This is a genomic window from Pannonibacter sp. CBAS1226, assembly GCF_055685825.1.
The window spans coordinates 98183-115582 of sequence record NZ_JBVOUO010000009.1; the positions used below are offsets into that span (position 1 = coordinate 98183).

Annotated in this window: 14 protein-coding genes; 8 read left to right on the forward strand and 6 right to left on the reverse strand. The window is 65.3% G+C overall.

Features of this window, described 5'->3' with window-relative positions; genetic code table 11:
* Positions 1 to 14 precede the first annotated feature (14 nt).
* Genes AC0CMF_RS21025 through AC0CMF_RS21035 form a run of 3 tightly spaced genes read left to right on the forward strand, consistent with a single transcriptional unit; the run spans position 15 to position 1895 of the window.
* Entirely contained in the window at positions 15 to 845 is an 831-nt protein-coding gene (locus AC0CMF_RS21025; protein ID WP_374629730.1) for a sulfite exporter TauE/SafE family protein, read from the forward strand.
* Positions 842 to 1582: an AzlC family ABC transporter permease gene (locus AC0CMF_RS21030; RefSeq protein ID WP_374629729.1), complete on the forward strand. Its 741-nt coding sequence runs from the start codon at positions 842 to 844 to the stop codon at positions 1580 to 1582. Before AC0CMF_RS21025 ends, AC0CMF_RS21030 begins: the two co-directional genes overlap by 4 nt.
* Positions 1575 to 1895: an AzlD family protein gene (locus AC0CMF_RS21035; RefSeq protein WP_019963284.1), complete on the forward strand. Its 321-nt coding sequence runs from the start codon at positions 1575 to 1577 to the stop codon at positions 1893 to 1895. Before AC0CMF_RS21030 ends, AC0CMF_RS21035 begins: the two co-directional genes overlap by 8 nt.
* Here the strand turns inward: AC0CMF_RS21035 and AC0CMF_RS21040 are convergent.
* Positions 1884 to 3443 (reverse strand): bifunctional aminoglycoside phosphotransferase/ATP-binding protein, encoded by a 1560-nt coding sequence (locus AC0CMF_RS21040; RefSeq protein ID WP_374629728.1) that lies wholly within the window; start codon positions 3441 to 3443, stop codon positions 1884 to 1886. The genes AC0CMF_RS21035 and AC0CMF_RS21040 overlap by 12 nt on opposite strands.
* A 156-nt stretch (positions 3444 to 3599) precedes the next feature.
* Between AC0CMF_RS21040 and AC0CMF_RS21045 the strand changes: the two genes are divergently transcribed.
* The 4 genes from AC0CMF_RS21045 to AC0CMF_RS21060 all read left to right on the forward strand — a co-directional run bounded on the left by AC0CMF_RS21045 (position 3600) and on the right by AC0CMF_RS21060 (position 10083).
* Entirely contained in the window at positions 3600 to 3980 is a 381-nt protein-coding gene (locus AC0CMF_RS21045) for a hypothetical protein (protein WP_019963286.1), read from the forward strand.
* Between the two features lie 164 nt (positions 3981 to 4144).
* Positions 4145 to 5815 (forward strand): thiamine pyrophosphate-binding protein, encoded by a 1671-nt coding sequence (locus AC0CMF_RS21050; RefSeq protein ID WP_374629727.1) that lies wholly within the window; start codon positions 4145 to 4147, stop codon positions 5813 to 5815.
* A 191-nt stretch (positions 5816 to 6006) separates the two neighbouring features.
* Positions 6007 to 6837, forward strand: a complete 831-nt coding sequence (locus AC0CMF_RS21055; RefSeq protein WP_050472108.1) for a universal stress protein — start codon at positions 6007 to 6009, stop codon at positions 6835 to 6837.
* 519 nt (positions 6838 to 7356) lie between these two features.
* Complete coding sequence (locus tag AC0CMF_RS21060) at positions 7357 to 10083, forward strand: bifunctional acetate--CoA ligase family protein/GNAT family N-acetyltransferase (protein WP_374630241.1); 2727 nt, start codon at positions 7357 to 7359, stop codon at positions 10081 to 10083.
* A 94-nt stretch (positions 10084 to 10177) separates the two neighbouring features.
* Here the strand turns inward: AC0CMF_RS21060 and AC0CMF_RS21065 are convergent, their stop codons facing one another.
* The 5 genes from AC0CMF_RS21065 to cysG all read right to left on the reverse strand — a co-directional run bounded on the left by AC0CMF_RS21065 (position 10178) and on the right by cysG (position 15106).
* Positions 10178 to 10738, reverse strand: a complete 561-nt coding sequence (locus AC0CMF_RS21065) for a DUF934 domain-containing protein (RefSeq protein ID WP_374630240.1) — start codon at positions 10736 to 10738, stop codon at positions 10178 to 10180.
* Between the two features lie 57 nt (positions 10739 to 10795).
* Positions 10796 to 11542: a phosphoadenylyl-sulfate reductase gene (locus AC0CMF_RS21070; protein WP_374630239.1), complete on the reverse strand. Its 747-nt coding sequence runs from the start codon at positions 11540 to 11542 to the stop codon at positions 10796 to 10798.
* The gene (locus tag AC0CMF_RS21075; RefSeq protein WP_472482447.1) at positions 11529 to 13187 is read right to left on the reverse strand and encodes a nitrite/sulfite reductase; all 1659 of its coding nucleotides are present in this window, start codon (positions 13185 to 13187) and stop codon (positions 11529 to 11531) included. The genes AC0CMF_RS21070 and AC0CMF_RS21075 overlap by 14 nt, the downstream gene beginning before the upstream one ends.
* Positions 13188 to 13288: 101 nt before the next feature.
* Positions 13289 to 13579, reverse strand: coding sequence for a DUF2849 domain-containing protein (locus AC0CMF_RS21080; protein WP_472482448.1), 291 nt, complete (start codon positions 13577 to 13579; stop codon positions 13289 to 13291).
* 60 nt (positions 13580 to 13639) lie between these two features.
* Positions 13640 to 15106: a siroheme synthase CysG gene (gene cysG, locus AC0CMF_RS21085; RefSeq protein ID WP_472482449.1), complete on the reverse strand. Its 1467-nt coding sequence runs from the start codon at positions 15104 to 15106 to the stop codon at positions 13640 to 13642.
* Positions 15107 to 15416: 310 nt separating this feature from the next.
* Between cysG and AC0CMF_RS21090 the strand changes: the two genes are divergently transcribed.
* The gene (locus AC0CMF_RS21090) at positions 15417 to 17348 is read left to right on the forward strand and encodes an alpha/beta hydrolase domain-containing protein (protein ID WP_374630235.1); all 1932 of its coding nucleotides are present in this window, start codon (positions 15417 to 15419) and stop codon (positions 17346 to 17348) included.
* The last annotated feature ends 52 nt before the right edge of the window (positions 17349 to 17400 follow it).

Genomic DNA, 17400 nt, shown 5'->3' on the forward strand with positions numbered 1-17400 from the left:
CGGACAGAACACTCATGGACAATGCGAACATCATGGAACTGGCGTCCCTGGCCGCCGCCCTGCTGGCCACCGGCGCCATCGCCGGCATTGCGGCAGGCTTGCTGGGTGTCGGCGGCGGCATCGTCATCGTGCCGGTGCTCTACTATGTCTTCCCGCTGGTGGGCGTGGAGCGGGAAGTCGTGATGCATCTGGCGGTGGGCACCTCGCTCGCCACCATCGTTGCCACCGGCTACTCCTCCGCACGGGCGCACTGGCTGCGCGGCAGCGTTGACATGGACCTGCTGAAGCGCTGGTGGCTGCCGATTTCGGCCGGCGTGATCGCTGGAGCAACGCTGGCCGGCAATCTCAGCGGCGGCGCGCTGTCGCTCGTCTTCGGCACGGTGGCGCTGCTGGTTTCGGCCAACATGGTGCTGCGCAAGGAAGGCAGCGGCATTGCAGACAAGCTGCCCGGCGCGCCTGTGCGCGAGATGCTGGGCGCCCTCATCGGCGGCGTCTCCGTGATGATGGGCATCGGCGGCGGCACGCTGGGTGTGCCGATCCTGACGCTGTTCTCCTATCCGATCCGCAAGGCTGTCGGCACGGCGGCGGCCATCGGCCTCATCATCGCGGTGCCCGGCACGCTCAGCTCCATCTATTTCGGCTATGGCAATCCGGACTTGCCGCCGTTTTCACTCGGCTATATCAATCTGCTTGGCTTTATTCTGATCATCCCTGGCTCGCTTCTCATGGCCCCCGTGGGCGCGAAGCTGGCGCACACCTTGCCGCCAGCCAAGCTGAGGCTTGTCTTCGCCGCATTTCTTGCCTTCACCGGAGCCAGGATGATCTACAGCGTACTGGCAGGATGACGGACAACAGCGCCCCCATTACCCAAAGCGGCATGATGCTCGGCGTGCGGCAGACATTGCCGCTCGTTCCGGGCGTCGTCACATTTGCCGCCGTGTTCGGCACGGTCTGCGCCCAGAAGGGGCTGACGCTGGCTGAAACGCTGCTGATCAACGCCTTCGTCTTCGCTGGCGCCTCGCAGTTCGTGGCGATGGAGCTTTACCGCGATCCGGTCACCCCTGCCGTGCTGCTGGCGATGACGGGCATTGCCGCTGCGGTCAATCTGCGCATGCTGCTGCTGGGCGCCTCGCTGCGGCCCTGGCTGGGGGCAGCGCCCGGCTGGCAGGTCTATCCCTCACTCTATTTCCTCACCGACATGAACTGGCTGCTCGCCCTGCGCTACCGCGCCGGCGGGGGCAGAGACTGGGGCATTTATCTCGGCAGCGGGCTGCTGCTCTGGGTGCTGTGGGCGGTGGCCGTCATTCCGGGCTATTTCCTCGGCCAACTGTTTGCCGAGCCACAGCGCTGGGGCCTTGATCTGGTGATGCCAGCCCTCTTCATCACCATGCTGGTGCCCTTGTGGAAGGGCCGCCGCCAGACACTGAGCTGGGGCGTTGCCGCTGTTGTGGCCCTCGCCAGCTGGCAGTTGATCGGCGGCTACTGGTTCGTGCTGACGGGTGCCATTGCGGGCGCCATCGCCGGGGCCTATGCCAGCGACCCGAATGCCGCTGAAGCCGCACCGGAGAAGCCGAATGGCTGAGAGCCCCTTCTCCGTCGATCTCCTGTTTTTCCTGACGGTCATGGCCATGACCGGCGTGACCTATCTGATGCGCGCCGCAGGATACTGGATCATGGGCCAGGTGCCGTTGACCCCGCGCATCCGCCGGGGGCTGGAGGCCTTGCCGGGGGCGATCATCGTTTCCACCATCCTGCCCATCGCGCTGAAAGGCGGCATACCCGCCGCCCTCTGCCTTCTGGTGGCCGCCGCCGTCATGGCAGTGCTGCGCAAGGATATTGCCGCCGTCGTGCTGGCTATCGCCGCAGCAGCTGGCGCACGTGCCCTAGGGCTCTAAACCCAGCGCCTTGAGCGCACCGGCCACTGTGTCCTCGATGGCTGCGCCGGCCCCGATCACCTGCCAGTCCACCGGCCCCAGATCATAGGCAAGCTGGCGGGACACAACCTCAACAGTTGCATCCGACGCATCCCCCTTTCGGGCGCTGACGCGGGCCTTGAGCGTGGCTTCCTCAGCCTCCAGCCAGAGCCCGGTGAAAGGCAGTTCCATCACCGCCGCCAGATCCGCCACCGCCTGCCGCTCGCCCGGCCTGGCGTGGACGGCATCGAGAATGACGCTATGCCCGGCGGCAAGCGCTGCCCGCGCCTCCGCCATCATCGCCGCATAGACCGCATCGCTCGCCTCCGGCGTGTAGGCGCAGGCGGGGGCGCGGCTCGTTTCCTCTAGGCCCAGCATGCGCTTGCGCAGCACATCGCTGCGCAGCACCCGTGCCCCCGGCAGCGGCAGCAGATGCGGCGCAATCAGCCCCGCCAGCGTGGACTTGCCCGTGCCGGAGAGCCCGCCGATGGCAACAAGGCGGGGCGTTGCCGGTTCCAGCGCCCGGCAGGCCAGCGCAAAATAGGCCCGCGCCGCCTCGCGCTGCACCTCAGCCAGTGCCGCATCCTGCTGGGTGGCGATGCTGGCCGCCGCGATCTTGGCCCGGATGGCAGCGCGCATGGAGATGTAAAGCGGCAGCGCCGCCAGCCCCTCGCCCTTCTCCGGCAGCGGCGTCAGATCGAGATAGCGGTTGAGCAGATGGCAGGCGGCAGGTGATTGGCCGCGTTCGATCAGGTCCATCAGCGCAAACCCCAGATCATAGAGCACGTCGCCTGTGGCAATGCCGTCATCAAATTCCACCGCATCGAAGAGCACCGGCGCGCCGTCAATCAGCACCACATTGGCGAGATGCGCATCCCCATGCGCCAGCCGCACCAGCCCCTTGCGCCCGCGCTGGAGCACCAGATCCTCGATACGGGCCAGCGCGGCACGGGTGGCGGAGACCAGCGCCCCGGCCTCATGGGCAGGAAACAGTTCCGGCGCGGCGCGGAAGGCGGCCTCGTTCTGCACGGCGTAGCTGGAAAGCCCGGCAAACCACTCCGCCGCGTCCCGCACCGGCGCCACCGCATGGGCAGCGGCAAAGGTTTTCGCCAGTGCCGAGGTGAGGCCTTGCGGCAGCAGCCCTCTGGCCGCCACATGGTCCAGCGTGGCGCTTTCATCAAAGCGGCGCATGTGCACCAGCGGCTCCACAAGCTCGCCATCTCCGCCCAGCGCCAGCGTTCCGTCCGCGCGCCGCACCACCGCTGTCTCGCCCGGATAAAGCTCCGGCGCAAACAGGCGGTTGCGGCTCAGTTCCGCCGTCACCGCACGGCGGCGCAGGGGAAGCGTTGAATAATCCAGAAAGGGAAAGCGCACGGCCCGCTTCATCTTGTAGGCGTCACCACCGATCAGAAACACGGTGTTGGCGTGGGTGTCGATCCGCCGCGACCCGGGCTCCAACCGCGCCAGCGCATCGAGAAAGGCGTAGGCTTCGCTCTGATCACCGGGGTGATGGCTTTCGGACGGGGGCATGTGCATCTCCCATTTTCCGCTGCGGCAGCAGCTTTCACCATGCGGCAGATACCGGTCTGCCGAATTGATCCTGCTCAATGACCCGCCGCCGTCCTGTGCCAGTCTGGGGCCAGAAGAACCGGCAGAACGCCGGGGGAAGCAAGGAGGGACCCGCCCATGACCGCAAGCCACGGCCTGAAGAAGATAAGACTGAACCTCGCCCGGACCAAAGAGTTCCCCAATGGCTCGGCACATCATGGCTATGAATTCACCGCGCCGCTGGACGGCACGGGCCATATCGATGCCGTGGCATGGAAAGCCGCGCGCGACCATTGCCGTGTCCGCCGCTTCTGGGGCAGCGAGGAAGACGAGATCGGCCATCTGGTCCACCGCCCCGGCGGCTCCTGGGCTTTCCGCTATGACATTGACGGCGATGATGACGATGAGGCCGGTTACCGCTTCGGCTCCCATGCCTTCGAGCCCGGAGAATATGTGTCGATCCGCGACGAGGATGGTGAATTGCACACATTCCAGGTGGTCACCGTTCTTCCCGTCTGATCCTTGATGAAATTCCGGCTCCGCGCGGTTCTTCATTCCTAAACAGAATGAAGTCATTGCAAAAAGCCGTGCGGGGCTGGTGTCATGTCCGGTGCCAATCACTGCTCACCTGCGCTATAGAGCAGGCAGACTTGCGCATCTGCACCAACAGCGGGAAAACGGATATGGCACAGAAGACCGGCGGTCAGCTCCTCGTGGAAGCTCTGGAAACCCATGGCGCGGAGCGGGTGTTCTGTGTGCCGGGAGAGAGCTATCTCGCCGTTCTCGATGCCCTGCATGACGCTGATATCCCGGTCACCGTCTGCCGTCAGGAGGGCGGTGCGGCGATGATGGCCGAGGCCCATGGCAAGCTGACGGGCCGGCCCGGCATCTGCATGGTCACCCGAGGCCCCGGCGCCACCAATGCTTCGGCGGGCGTGCATGTGGCGGCGCAGGATTCCACCCCGATGATCCTCTTCATCGGCCAGATCGAACGCGGCATGCGCGAGCGTGAGGCGTTTCAGGAAGTCGATTACCGGCAGATGTTCGGCGGCATCGCCAAGTGGGTGGCTGAGATTGACCACGCGGACCGGGTGCCGGAGTTCATCTCTCGCGCCTATCACGTGGCCACCTCCGGCCGCCCCGGCCCCGTGGTTCTCGCCCTGCCGGAAGACACGCTGGTGGAACTGGCCGATGTGACACAGCCCGAGCCGTGGAAGCAGGTGGAGACCCATCCGGGCCTGACCCAGATGGCCGATCTGCAAAAGCGCCTGTGGGCGGCAGAGCGCCCCATCGCCATTCTCGGCGGCAGCCGCTGGACGGCGGAGGCAGTCGCCGCCTTCACCCGCTTTGCAGAGCGCTTCGAGCTGCCGGTCGCCTGTTCCTTCCGCCGCCAGATGCTGTTCGACAACCTGCATCCCAATTACGCCGGTGACGTCGGCATTGGCGCCAATCCGAAGCTGCTGGCCCGCATCAAGGCCAGCGACCTCGTGCTTCTGGTGGGCGGGCGCCTGTCCGAAATGCCGAGCCAGTCCTACACGCTGCTGGACATTCCCCAGCCCTCGCAGCAGTTCATCCACGTCTATCCGGACCCTGACGAGCTGGGCCGCGTCTACCGCCCCAGCCTTGCCATCAACGCCTCCCCCACCGCCTTCTGCAAGGCGGCCGAAGGGCTGCAGCCGCCGGTGAGCAACAAATGCGCGGGCACCGCTTCCGAGGCTCACGCGGATTATCTCGCATGGTCGGGCGCGAGGCCGCAGACGCCGGGTGCGCTGCAGATGGCTGGTGTCATGGACTATCTGGAGGCCAACTCCGCGCCGGGCACCATCTTCACCAATGGCGCGGGCAATTATGCCACCTGGCTGCACCGTTTCCACCGTTTCCGCCAGTTCGGCACGCAGGCCGCTCCCACCTCCGGCTCCATGGGCTATGGCCTGCCGGGGGCAATTGCTGCCAAGCTCGCCTTCCCGCAGCAGGATGTGGTCTGTTTTGCCGGTGACGGCTGCCTGCAGATGACCATTCAGGAACTGGGCACCGCCGCGCAGGAAGGGGCGGCTGTTATCGTTCTCGTCATCGACAACGGCATGTATGGCACCATCCGCATGCATCAGGAGCGGCACTATCCCGGCCGCATCTCGGCCACGAAGCTGGAGAACCCGGACTTCGCCGCCCTCGCCCACGCCTATGGCGCCCATGCGGAAACCGTGACGGCAACGGAGGAGTTCGGCCCGGCCTTCGAGCGGGCACGGGCCAGCGGCAGGCTGTCGCTGCTGCATCTGAAACTTGATCCTGAAGCCCTGACGCCAGCGGCCTCGCTCAGCCAGATCCGCGCCGCCGCAGAGGCCGCAAAGGGCTGAGACATTTCGTCTCTGCGTATTGCCGCACCATGGAACAATCGCCCGTTGAACGGCATTTTCATTTTGGGGCAGCAACACCTGACCAGGCGTTGACAAGACCGGAATTGACCCGTGTCAATGTCCGGTCATGCTTGCCGGCCTAGCTTGTGAGCTGAAGGGCTCATGAGGGGCCAAGCGACGGGAGACTTGAAATGGCTTTGAGAGACATTCTGATGGTGACCGATCTGTCGGGCGAACAGCAGGCCGTGAAATACGGCATCGAGCTTGCTGCCCGCTGCGACGCCCATGCGACCGGCCTTGCCCTTTCCTATGAACCCGTGGTGCCTGCCTTTGCCGCAGCGCCCGTTCCGGTCGACTTCATCGAGCAGAGCCGCCAGCACGCGCTCGCCGCTGCCCAGAAGTCTCTGGAAACCTTCAACGAGCTGGCCCGCCTTGGCGGGGTGAAGTCGGAAGGCCGGCTGGCCGAAGTCATCACCGGCGGCCCGATGGAACCGGTGCTGCGCCACTGCCGCCTGACGGACCTGATCGTCGTCGGCCAGGACAACCCGGACCAGCCGGAACCCATGCGCGAACTGCTGATCGAAACGGCCCTGTTTGAAAGCGGCGTGCCGGTGCTGATCATCCCCTACATCGGCGCCCCGGCACCGAAATTCGAAAATGTGCTGGTTGCCTGGGATGGCAGCTCCACCGCCACCCGCGCCGTTCAAGCGGCCCTGCCGATCCTCGCGCTCGCCAAGAAGGTGACCGTGCTGATCATCAACAAGGGCTCGAAGATGGCCGGTGAGCCGGGCGCCGACATGGCCACGTATCTGGCCCGCCACGGTCTCAACGTCACCGTGGACGTGATCACCAACACCCAGACCACCGTCGCCGAAACGCTGCTCAACTATGTCAGCGACAACGGCAAGGATCTGGTGGTGATGGGCGGCTACGGCCACAGCCGCGTGCGCGAATTCCTCTTCGGCGGCGCCACCCGCGACATCCTCGCCGCCATGACCGTGCCGGTGCTGATGGCGCATTGAGGGGGCGGGGGCCTCTGGCTGAAGGGCTTCCGCTTGACCGCAGCCCCCTCTCCCCCTTTGAGGAATACCGGATTCACACATCAAGTTCGGACATCATCCGCAATGATGTAGTTGCTGTCCGGCAAGAGATCTCCGCCCCCCTCCCCCTCGTGGGGAGGGGTAAGGGGTGGGGGGCTCTGAGCCTGCAAGGATTTGAAAAGTGGACCTTTTCCTGGAGAGACATCAGGAGGGGAGCTGTCTGTGATCAATGGATACCCTGCCAGACGGAGAGGCTTTCCCCCCACCCCCTTGCCCCTCCCCACGAGGGGGAGGGGAGCTGAACCGCTGTGCCGGAGTGGCCAGATTGCAGGCTTTCCTCAAGCCGCCTCCGGCTTCAAGCACGACGCGTGCATGCAATAGCTCAAGTGGAAGCGGAACTGAAAGGCCGTGCCTGCGCCGGGCCCTGTTGACTGTTGAGGCTGCACCCGGCACCCTTCGGCCGCGCAGCCCGATCACACGTCCTGCCGGAGTGTTCAGACCATGACCATCCGTAATCTGGAAGGCCTCTTCGCACCCGGCAGTCTTGCCATCCACGGGCCCAATGCCCAGGCCGCCGGATTGCCCGGCCTGATCATCAGCCGCTTGCAGGCCTCAGGCTTCCGGGGCCGCACCGCGCTGATCAATCTGGAAGCCCCGGATGAGGCCGACAGCTGGCCCATGTTTGCCAGCATTGCAGACCTGACATTCACGCCGGACCTGCTGATCTATCTCGGGTCAGCCGAAGCAGCCCCGGCCACGATCGCCGAAGCGGCGGCGCGCGGGATAAAGGCCGTGGCGCTGCAGTCGGCAGGCTATGAATCCTGGCCCGAAACAACGGTTTCCGCAGCCATGCAGGCAGCCCGCAGCCACGCGGTGCGTCTCATCGGCCCCGGCAGCCTCGGCGTTGCTGCCCCTCACTCCGGGCTCAATCTTCTGGCCACCCGCGAGGCCCCGCAAGCCGGGGACCTGGCGCTCATCGCCCGATCCGGTGCCGTGGTCAACAGCATCCTGTCCTGGGCCTCGTCCCGCAAGATCGGATTTTCCGGGGTTGCCTCGCTCGGCCAGCGCAGCGATGTGGATGGCGGCGACCTGATCGACTATTTCGCCTCCGACTACCGCACCCGCGCCATTCTGCTGCATGTGGAAGCGGTGCACAATCCGCGCAAGTTTCTCTCTGCCGCAAGGGCCGCAGCGCGCAGCAAGCCGATCATCCTCATCCGTTCAGGGCGCAGCCGCGATGCGGCGGCCAGCGGCAACACCCATGCAGGAAGGCTGACGCGCGCCGATGCGGTTTATGAAAGCGCCCTGCGCCGTGCCGGCATCCTGCGCATTGCAGACCTTGATGAGTTGTTCGAAGCGGTCGAAACCCTGACCCGGCTGAAGGTGCCGAAATGCCAGAGGCTCGGCGTCATCGCCAATGGCCGTAGCCTTGCAACGCTTGCGGCAGACCGGCTGCACGATGGCCGGGCGGAACTGGCCGAACTGGACGGCGAAACCCTGGCCAGCCTGCAGCCGCTGATCCGTCCGGGCACCCAGCCCGGCAACCCGCTGACCCTGCCCGAAGGCGCCGCGCCCGAGGCCGTGGAACAGGCGGTCACGGCCATGCTGGCAAGCACGGCGGTGGACGGCGTTCTGGTTCTGGCGGCGCCCAATCCCTTTGTGCCGGGGGAGGATGTGGCCCGCGCCATTGCCAATGCCGCTGACAAGGACAAGCGCCGCCTTGGCCGCCGCAAGGCCGTTGTCGCCGCCATGGTGGGCGAAGATCCGCTGCCGCGTGCCGCCCTCGATTTCGCCCGGGTGCCGGTTTATGGCAGCCCGGCGGAAGCCGTGCGCAGCATCCTTTACCTGAAGCGCAGCGCGGAGGCACAGGAAGCCCTGATGGCCGCCCCGCCGAGCCTGCCGTCCGACTTCTCGCCCGATGTGGAGGATGCCCGCGCCATCGTCACCGCCGCCCTGACGGAAGGCCGCAGCATGCTGGACCCGGCGGAAACGGCGGCCCTGCTCTTTGCCTACCGTGTGCCGATGATCGAAACCCATCTCGCCCGCACCATCGATCAGGTGCGGCAGATGGCGGGCAGTCTGCTGGAGCGGTATCCCGCCTGCGTGGTCAAGGCCTGGTCCACTGCCCTGCCCTTCAAATCCGATATCGACGGCGTGCGTCTTGGCATCGAAAGCGCCGATGCCGCTGCGCAATCGGCACAGGAACTGATTGATCTGGTCGGCCGCACCCATCCCAAGGCGCTGATCGAGGGCATCACCCTGCAACCGATGCTGGAGGCAAAACACGGGCTGGAGCTTTTTGCAGGCCTTGGCGATGATCCTTCCTTCGGGCCGGTCATCGCCTTCGGACAGGGCGGAACATCCGTGGAAGTCTCCGGCGATGTGTCGCTGGAACTGCCGCCGCTGGACCTCAATCTTGCCAACCAGCTCATCCGCCGCACCCGCGTCTCGCGCCTGTTCCCGGCCTTCCGTGGCCATCCGGAGCGGGACATGCAGGCCGTTGCACACACCCTGATGAAGCTGTCGCAGATCACCATCGACCTGCCGCAGGTGCGGGAGCTGGATATCAATCCGCTGGTCGCCCTGCCGCAGGGCGTGCTGGCGCTGGATGCGCGCATCGTGGTGGGTGAAGCGCCGGTGAAGGCCGGACGCACAGGCTCTTCCCGCCTTGCCATCGCGCCCTATCCGCAGGAGTGGGAACAGACGCTGACGCTTAGAGAGGGCGAGAAGGTTTTCGTCCGCCCCGTCCGCCCGGAAGACGAGGATCTGTTCCGCGCCTTCTTCGAGCAGGTGTCGCCGGAAGATCTGCGCCTGCGCTTCTTTGCGCCGGTGAAGGACTTCGACCACCGCTTCCTGTCGCGGCTGACCCAGCTCGACTATGCCCGTGCCATGGCGCTGGCGGCGATTGATCCGGAGACGGGCGATCTTCTCGGCGTCGTGCGCCTGCATGCGGACCCGGACCACAAGACCGGCGAATATGCGGTGATGGTGCGCTCGGACCTGAAGGGCCGGGGACTTGGCTGGGCGCTGATGAAGCTGATCATCCGCTATGCGGAGGTGGATGGCATCGACACCATCAAGGGCGAGGTGCTGAAGGAAAACACCAGCATGCTGACCATGTGCGAAGACCTCGGCTTCACCATGTCCACCTCCCCCGACGACCCTGCCATCGCCCTTGTCACCCTCTCCGTCAAATCGGCAGCTGCGACGATGGATAGGCCGGGGTGAGGGAACGGGAAAACCTCAATCTGGTCATCCCGGACGCAGCGGAGCGGAGATCCGGGATGACATCGGAGAGGTTGGGATGCGGGGCTAAAAGCCCTTATTCCACCACGGCGCCCGTGGTGAGTTTGCGCTCGCTGTTGGGGCGGCGGGCCCAGGGGCGGGTGCCTGCGGGGATTTCGGTGACGGTGCAGACCGGCTGCAGGTAGTGCGTCACTTCCGGCCAGATGCCTGCCTTGAGCGCGGCTTCCACATGCGGCTTGGTGATCTCGAAGCTGGAGACGCCGCAGCGGAGCATCAGGGGGATCTGGTCGAGGATGAAGTCGCCGATGGCGCGGATGTCGCCCTCGTATCCCATCTGCTCGCGCAGGATGCGGGCGGAGGAAAAGCCCCGGCCATCGCTGAACTTGGGGAACTCCACGGCAATGCGCGGCAGGCGCGCGGCGAAGGGCGCCAGCGCCTCAACGTCATCACCCGGGCTCACCAGAACGGCGATATCACCGGCCAGCGCCAGAAAGGCATCGGGACCGGCCAGAAAGCGCGCATGCGGCACCAGCAGCTTCACGCCCTCCGCAAAGGGATGGGCCGGCAGCCCGGCGTCCTTGTCGAGGCGTTCCCAGCTTTCCTGCGTGAAGCCGCCGTTGGCGTAGATCGAGGTCATCAATTGCGTCCTTCGCAAAATTCATCAGGCATCCGGCCCTTGGTACTCCTGCCGACTTCAGAGGCCGGAGGAGCCCAGAGACAGGTGGATGCCGCATTCGGTCTTGTCCATGCCGCGCCAGCGGCCGGAGCGCGGGTCCTCGCCCGGCGCCACCTTGCTGGTGCAGGGCAGGCAGCCGATGGAAGGGTAACCCTCGGCCACCAGCGGATGCGGCGGCAGATCATGTTCCTTGGCATAGGCCAGAATATCCGAAGCCGTCCAGCTGGCCAGCGGATTGACCTTCACCCGGCCCTCTTCCACCTCGAACACCGGCAGCGCGGCACGGGTGCTGCTCTGGAAGCGCTTGCGGCCGGAAATCCAGGCATCAAAGCCCTTCAGCGCGGTGGCCAGCGGCACGACCTTGCGGGCGTGGCAGCAGGCATCCGTATCCACCATCCACAGCATGCCGCCGGGATCTGCCGCCGACAATGCCTCGGGATCCGGGCGGACATCAAGCACGCCGGTGAGGCCGAGCAGGTCCACCAGCAGGTCGCGGTAGCGCAGGGTCTGCGGGAAGTGCTTGCCCGTATCGACGAAGATCACCGGCGCTGACGGATCGATCTCCGACACCATGTGCAAGAGCACAGCCGAATCCGCCCCGAAGCTGGAGACAAGCGCAATGCGCCCCGCATAGTGATTGCGGATGGCATCGCGCAGGACCGTCTGCGGGCTCTCGCCTTCATACTGCCGGGCAAAGGCCAGCGCTTCCGCACCCAGCCCCAGCTCCGGATCGAAGGCAAGGCCGCTCAACTCAGTCAGAGCCATAAAGGGCCTCCTTGAACGGATCCTCGCCAACGCGGCGGTAGACCTCCAGGAAGGTCTCCTGCGGCGACTGGCGCAGGCCGAGATAGGCATCCACCAGCGTCTCGATGGCATCGACCACCTCGTCGGAGGAGAAGCCGCGGCCGATGATCTCGCCAATCGACGAGCTTTCATTGGCCGAACCGCCGAGGGTGATCTGATAGAATTCCTCGCCCTTCTTTTCAAGGCCGAGAATGCCGATGTGGCCCACGTGGTGGTGGCCGCAGGCGTTGATGCAGCCGGAGATCTTGATCTTCAGCTCGCCAATCTCGCTCTGCCGCTCCGGCGCGCCGAAGCGCTCGGAAATGCGCTGCGCCACCGGGATCGACCGGGCCGTTGCCAGCGCGCAGTAATCCATGCCCGGGCAGGCGATGATGTCGGTGATGAGCCCGGCATTGCCTTCGGCCAAGCCGTTCTTCACCAGCACGTCGAAGATTTCCGGCAGATCATCCAGCGCCACATGCGGCAGGATGACGTTCTGCTCGTGGCTGATGCGGATCTCGTCAAAGGCATAGGCCTCGGCAAGGTTCGCCACCACATCCATCTGCGCGTCCGTCGCATCACCCGGAATGCCGCCAATCGGCTTCATGGAGATGGTGATGCTGGTGTAGCCCGGCACACGGTGCGGGTTGAGGTTATGCGCAACAAAGCGTGCGAAGGCAGCATCGCCCGCCACGCGGGCTTCCACCTTGGCGCTGACCGCGCTGCGCGGCTCCAGTGCAGGAGGGGCGAAATAGGTCTCGATGCGGCGCACTTCCTCATCGGGCAGGCGCAGCACGCCATAACGGATCTTCTCGAACTCAGCCTCGATATCGGCCTTCAGCTCTTCAAGGCCGGTCTCGTGCACGAGGATCTTGATGCGCGCCTTGTACTTGTTGTCGCGGCGGCCATAGAGATTGTAGACGCGCAGGATCGCTTCCGAATAGGCCAGCAGATCCTCTTCGGGCAGGAAGTCACGCACCTTGCGGCCGATCATCGGCGTGCGGCCCAGCCCGCCACCGACGAAGACGGTGAAGCCAATCTCACCCTTGTCATTGCGAGTCAGCTGCAGGCCGATGTCATGCACCTGCACCGCCGCACGGTCATGCGGGGCGCCGGTGATGGCCACCTTGAACTTGCGCGGCAGGAACGAGAACTCCGGATGGAGCGACGACCACTGGCGCAGGATCTCCGCATAGGGGCGCGGATCGGCAATCTCGTCGGCGGCTGCACCGGCGAAATGATCGGCCGTGACATTGCGGATGCAGTTGCCGGAGGTCTGGATGGCGTGCATCTCCACTTCCGCCAGCTCTTCCAGAATGCGCGGCGTGTCCTTCAGGCTCGGCCAGTTGAACTGGATGTTCTGGCGCGTGGTGAAGTGGCCATAGCCCTTGTCATAGGTGCGGGCGATGTGTGCCAGCCGGCGCATCTGGCGGCTGTTGAGCGTGCCATAGGGAATGGCGACGCGCAGCATGTAGGCGTGAAGCTGCAGATACAGCCCGTTCATCAGGCGCAGCGGTTTGAACTCGTCCTCGGTCAGCTCACCGGACAGACGGCGGCGCACCTGATCGGCAAACTGTGCGGTGCGCTCCTTGACGAAAGCCTGATCAAATTCATCGTAGCGGTACATGTTGCGTCTCCAGGGCGGCAGCCGGGCTGCGCCGAAAATCTGTCATCTGGCAAGGCGGATGCCGGTGCACCGGCCCCTTAACTCTGGTCAGGCCGTTCTATTCAGGCGCGGGCCTGCTTGCCGAGGGCGGGATGGGTGGTGGGGCCGGCGGCGCGGATCTTCTCGCGCAGGCGCTCCGGCACCCGCTTGCCGTCCTCGTCCTTGATCTCGATGTCGTACGGGTCAACGATCTCGCGCGAGGCGACCGATTTTGCCGCCAGCGCCAGCGCCTCGGCCACCGCGTCCTTGCCCTCGAGCAGGCGCGCCTCGCCGATCAGCTCGACCCAGGCGCCGTTTTCGCCCTGAAACACGACCTCGCCGTCGATCAGACGGTTGGCGGTGATCACCTTCATGCCTCTCTCCTCATCAGGCGCGGGCGGGCCCGCTGCCTGCAAAATTCCGGCAGGCCCGCGTCAGGCCGCCTTGACCTCTCGTGCCGCCGCCGCAATCGGCTCGGCCTTTTCCATCACGCCATGGCCCACAGCCTCGCCGATTACCATCAGCACAGCGCCATTCACATCCTTGCGCCCGGCAAGCTGCGGCAGGTCGGCCAGCGTTCCGGCGAACTGGCGCTCGTCAGGGTGAGCGGCGTTCTCGATGATCGCCACCGGCGTTGTGGGCTTCAGCCCCGCCGCCATCAGCCGCACCGACACGGCCGCCGCCACGCTGCGCCCCATATAGACCGCAACGGTGGAGCCGCGCAGGGCAAGATTGGCCCAGTCTGGCAGAGTTTCGCTCTCGGCATTGTGTCCTGTCGCAAACACCAGCGTGGATGCAACACCGCGCAGGGTCAGCGGGATCTGCGCTGAGGCAGCCGCCGCGAAGGCCGCCGTCACGCCCGGCACCACCTCGAAGCCGATCCCGGCCTCGCGCAGCGCTGCCATTTCCTCGCCCGCACGGCCGAACACCAGCGGATCACCCGCCTTCAGCCGCACCACCTTGTGCCCGGCTTCAGCCAGTTGCACCAGCACCTTGTTGATTTCGCCCTGCGGCACCGAATGGGCGCCCTTCCGCTTGCCGACGGAAATGCGCTGCGCATCGCGCCGGCCCATGGCAACCACCGGGTCCGGCACCAGCGCATCATGCACGATCACGTCCGCTTCCTGCAGCAGCCGCTGGGCGCGCAGGGTCAGAAGATCCTCGGCGCCGGGGCCAGCCCCCACCAGCCAGACGAAGCCGCAGTCATCCGTGGCGCTGTTGAGCAGGCGCTGCGCCTCGGCACGGGCGGCATCAGCGCGCCCGGCGTAGAGATTGGTGGCGACGGAACCGGAAAAGAACCGCGCCCAGAAGCGGCGGCGCAGCGCGCCATCGGTCAGCACCTTCGCTGCCGTGTCGCGCAGGCTTTCGGCCAGACGGGCAAGGTCGCCCGTGGCACGCGGCAGCATGCCTTCGATGCGGGCGCGGATGTGGCGCGCCAGCACCGGGCCGACACCGGTGGAGGTGATGGCAACGGCAATCGGCGCACGGTTCACCAGTGCGCCCGTGTAGAAATCGCAGAGTTCCGGCTTGTCCACCGCATTGGCAGGCACGCCGAGAATGCGGGCCGCCTGCACCACGGCACGGTCCAGCACCTCATCCTCGCGGGCGGAAAACACCAGCGCAGCGCCATTGAGATGGCGCGGGCGGAAGTCCTCCGCCACATGGGTGGCCCCCACCATCTCCATCACCTCGGCCAGTTCCGGCTCGATGTGTGCGGAAACGACCTCGATCAGCGCATTGGTCTCGCCCAGCAGCCGCACCTTGGCCGCCGCCTCGCCGCCATGACCAACCACGACAACGCGCCGGTCCGCGACCTTGTGAAAGGCCGGGAACACGTCAAGGCGCCGGTGGCGCTTGTTCTCGCGGGGCTCGCCGCCGGATGCTGACCCGGTACCGGACATGAAGGCACTCCTGCATCAATGATGGCACGCACAATAACGGTTGCAGGGCGATTATGCCGGGCATCGTTTTTCAAAGCTTGAAAAGGGGGAGAAAAAGAATCCTCAGTTCGCAGGTTCCACGAACAAGATCGCTTCCCCTCCTCCGGAACAGGCCGCCCCGCGCCACCGCCCGCCACCCGCGTCCGGGCGTCTCAGGCTCAGTTCCAACGCCTGCGCCGGAGTCTTGTATGCAAGATTATTGACTCTGTGCGCAAAAATGCCTCACGATCATGCACGCTTGACAGTCTCAAGCGGCATGGGAGGAAAAATCATGAGAGGAAAACATGCTCTGCCAGCGGTTCTCCTGGCGGCAACAGTGCTGCCGGGCACCGCAGACGCCCGCGTGACCGGGTTCCAGATCCAGTCGGCCAGCCCCGCCTTCGAGGGCGCTGCTTTCGCAGATACGGGCACCTATGAGCGGATCGACGCCATCGCCACCATCGCGGTTGACCCGGATGCACCGGCCAATGCCGGTATTGCCGATCTGGACAAGGCGCCCCGCAATGCCAGGGGGGAAGTGGAATTCACCACCGAGGTCTTCATTCTGCGCCCGGCCGATGCGGCCAAGCAATCACCTGTCCTGTTCTATGAAGTGCCCAACCGGGGGCGGAACCTGAGTTTCACGCTACTCAACCGTTCGGCAGGAACTGGCGTGCCCGCCAAGGCCGAAGATGCCGGAGACGGCTTTCTCATGAACCGGGGCAGCACGGTGGTCTGGAGCGGCTGGCAGTTCGACGCGCCGGAGGCAGGCATCAACATCACCCTGCCGAAGCTGCCAGGCGTCACGGGCACGTCCCGTGAGCAGATGATCTTCGACAAGCCCGGCGAGACGGGAAAAATCCCCCTCACCTATCCAGCCGCAGACCTTGACCCGGCGAAGGCACGCCTGACGGTCCGCGCAACGCCGGACGATGCCCCCGCCACGCCGGAAGGCCTCACCTTCAAATATGTCAGCAGCACCGAAATCGAGATCACCCGCCCTGCCGGACTGGATTCTGGGGCGATCTATGATTTCGTTTATCCGGCCGAGGGCGCCGTGCCCGCAGGCCTTGCGCTTGCCGCCACACGGGATGTGGTCTCCTTCCTGCGCGGCAATGACGGCCATGACGCAGAGAGCCCGCTCAGCGGCATCAAGCATACGGTCGGCATGGGCATTTCGCAGTCCGGCCGCTTTCTCCGCGACTTCATCTATCAGGGCTTCAACGCGGATGAAGGCGGGCAGCAAGTCTTCGACGGGGCGATGGCGCATATTGCAGGCTCCCGAAAGAGCTACACCAACTACCGCTTTGCCCAACCCGGCCGCTATTCCCGCCAGCATGAGGACCATGACTACCCGGGTGACCAGTTTCCCTTCACCTATGCCCTTACGACCGATCCGCTGACAAACAGACGGGAAAGCATTCTGAGCGTCTGCACCGCAAGCAATACCTGTCCGAAGATCATGCACACGGACACTTCGACGGAGTTCTGGCAGGGACGGGCCTATCTGGTGTCAGCGTCGCCCGAAGGGAAGACGCTGACGATGCCTGACAATGTCAGGCTCTATTTCCTCGCCGGTGTGCCCCATTTCAACGGCTGGGGCCTCAAGCCGGAAATGAGCCAGACCTGCATCCACCCCACGAACCCGCTGAGTGCGGCGCCGGTCATGCGGGCGCTTTATGCCGCGATGGAGGACTGGGTGGCGGAAGACAAAGCGCCCCCTGCAAGCCGCTATCCCACATTCTCAGAGGAAACTCTGGTCAAGGTGGAAGATCTGAAACTGCCGGTCATTGGCGGCACGGCAGCCCAGCCGAAGTTCAACACGCTTCGGGTGATGGACCATTCCGTGCAGCCACCGGCTCGGGGCGCTGCCTATGCCGAATATGTCCCTCCGGTTGACAAGGACGGCATCCCTCTGGGTGGCATCCGCTTGCCCGTCATTGCTGCCCCGCTCGGCACCTATATGGGCTGGAACCTGCGCGCAAAGGACTTTGCCGAAGGTCAGCTGTGCAGCCTGGCCGGAAGCTACCAGCCTTTCCCGGCAAAGGCCGATGCCAATGACAGCCGCACGCCCATCGAGGCACGCTACAAGGACCAGCAGGCCTATCTGGATGCGGTGAAAGCAGCCGCCGATGGTCTGATCGCCGAAGGCCTCATGCTGCCGGAAGATACGGATTACGTACTCGAAAGCGCCAGAACAGACGCGAGCGCTGTCTGGAACTGAATGGCGGCACTTCTGAAAACAGAACCGGCGGCCGACTGGCCGCCGGTTCCTT

Bases quoted from the DNA above. Each gene is read 5' to 3' on its own strand.
- AC0CMF_RS21025 (WP_374629730.1), top strand. From the start codon at position 15: ATGGACAATGCGAACATCATGGAACTGGCGTCCCTGGCCGCCGCCCTG.
- AC0CMF_RS21030 (WP_374629729.1), top strand. From the start codon at position 842: ATGACGGACAACAGCGCCCCCATTACCCAAAGCGGCATGATGCTCGGC.
- AC0CMF_RS21035 (WP_019963284.1), top strand. From the start codon at position 1,575: ATGGCTGAGAGCCCCTTCTCCGTCGATCTCCTGTTTTTCCTGACGGTC.
- AC0CMF_RS21040 (WP_374629728.1), bottom strand. From the start codon at position 3,443: ATGCCCCCGTCCGAAAGCCATCACCCCGGTGATCAGAGCGAAGCCTAC.
- AC0CMF_RS21045 (WP_019963286.1), top strand. From the start codon at position 3,600: ATGACCGCAAGCCACGGCCTGAAGAAGATAAGACTGAACCTCGCCCGG.
- AC0CMF_RS21050 (WP_374629727.1), top strand. From the start codon at position 4,145: ATGGCACAGAAGACCGGCGGTCAGCTCCTCGTGGAAGCTCTGGAAACC.
- AC0CMF_RS21055 (WP_050472108.1), top strand. From the start codon at position 6,007: ATGGCTTTGAGAGACATTCTGATGGTGACCGATCTGTCGGGCGAACAG.
- AC0CMF_RS21060 (WP_374630241.1), top strand. From the start codon at position 7,357: ATGACCATCCGTAATCTGGAAGGCCTCTTCGCACCCGGCAGTCTTGCC.
- AC0CMF_RS21065 (WP_374630240.1), bottom strand. From the start codon at position 10,738: ATGACCTCGATCTACGCCAACGGCGGCTTCACGCAGGAAAGCTGGGAA.
- AC0CMF_RS21070 (WP_374630239.1), bottom strand. From the start codon at position 11,542: ATGGCTCTGACTGAGTTGAGCGGCCTTGCCTTCGATCCGGAGCTGGGG.
- AC0CMF_RS21075 (WP_472482447.1), bottom strand. From the start codon at position 13,187: ATGTACCGCTACGATGAATTTGATCAGGCTTTCGTCAAGGAGCGCACC.
- AC0CMF_RS21080 (WP_472482448.1), bottom strand. From the start codon at position 13,579: ATGAAGGTGATCACCGCCAACCGTCTGATCGACGGCGAGGTCGTGTTT.
- cysG (WP_472482449.1), bottom strand. From the start codon at position 15,106: ATGTCCGGTACCGGGTCAGCATCCGGCGGCGAGCCCCGCGAGAACAAG.
- AC0CMF_RS21090 (WP_374630235.1), top strand. From the start codon at position 15,417: ATGAGAGGAAAACATGCTCTGCCAGCGGTTCTCCTGGCGGCAACAGTG.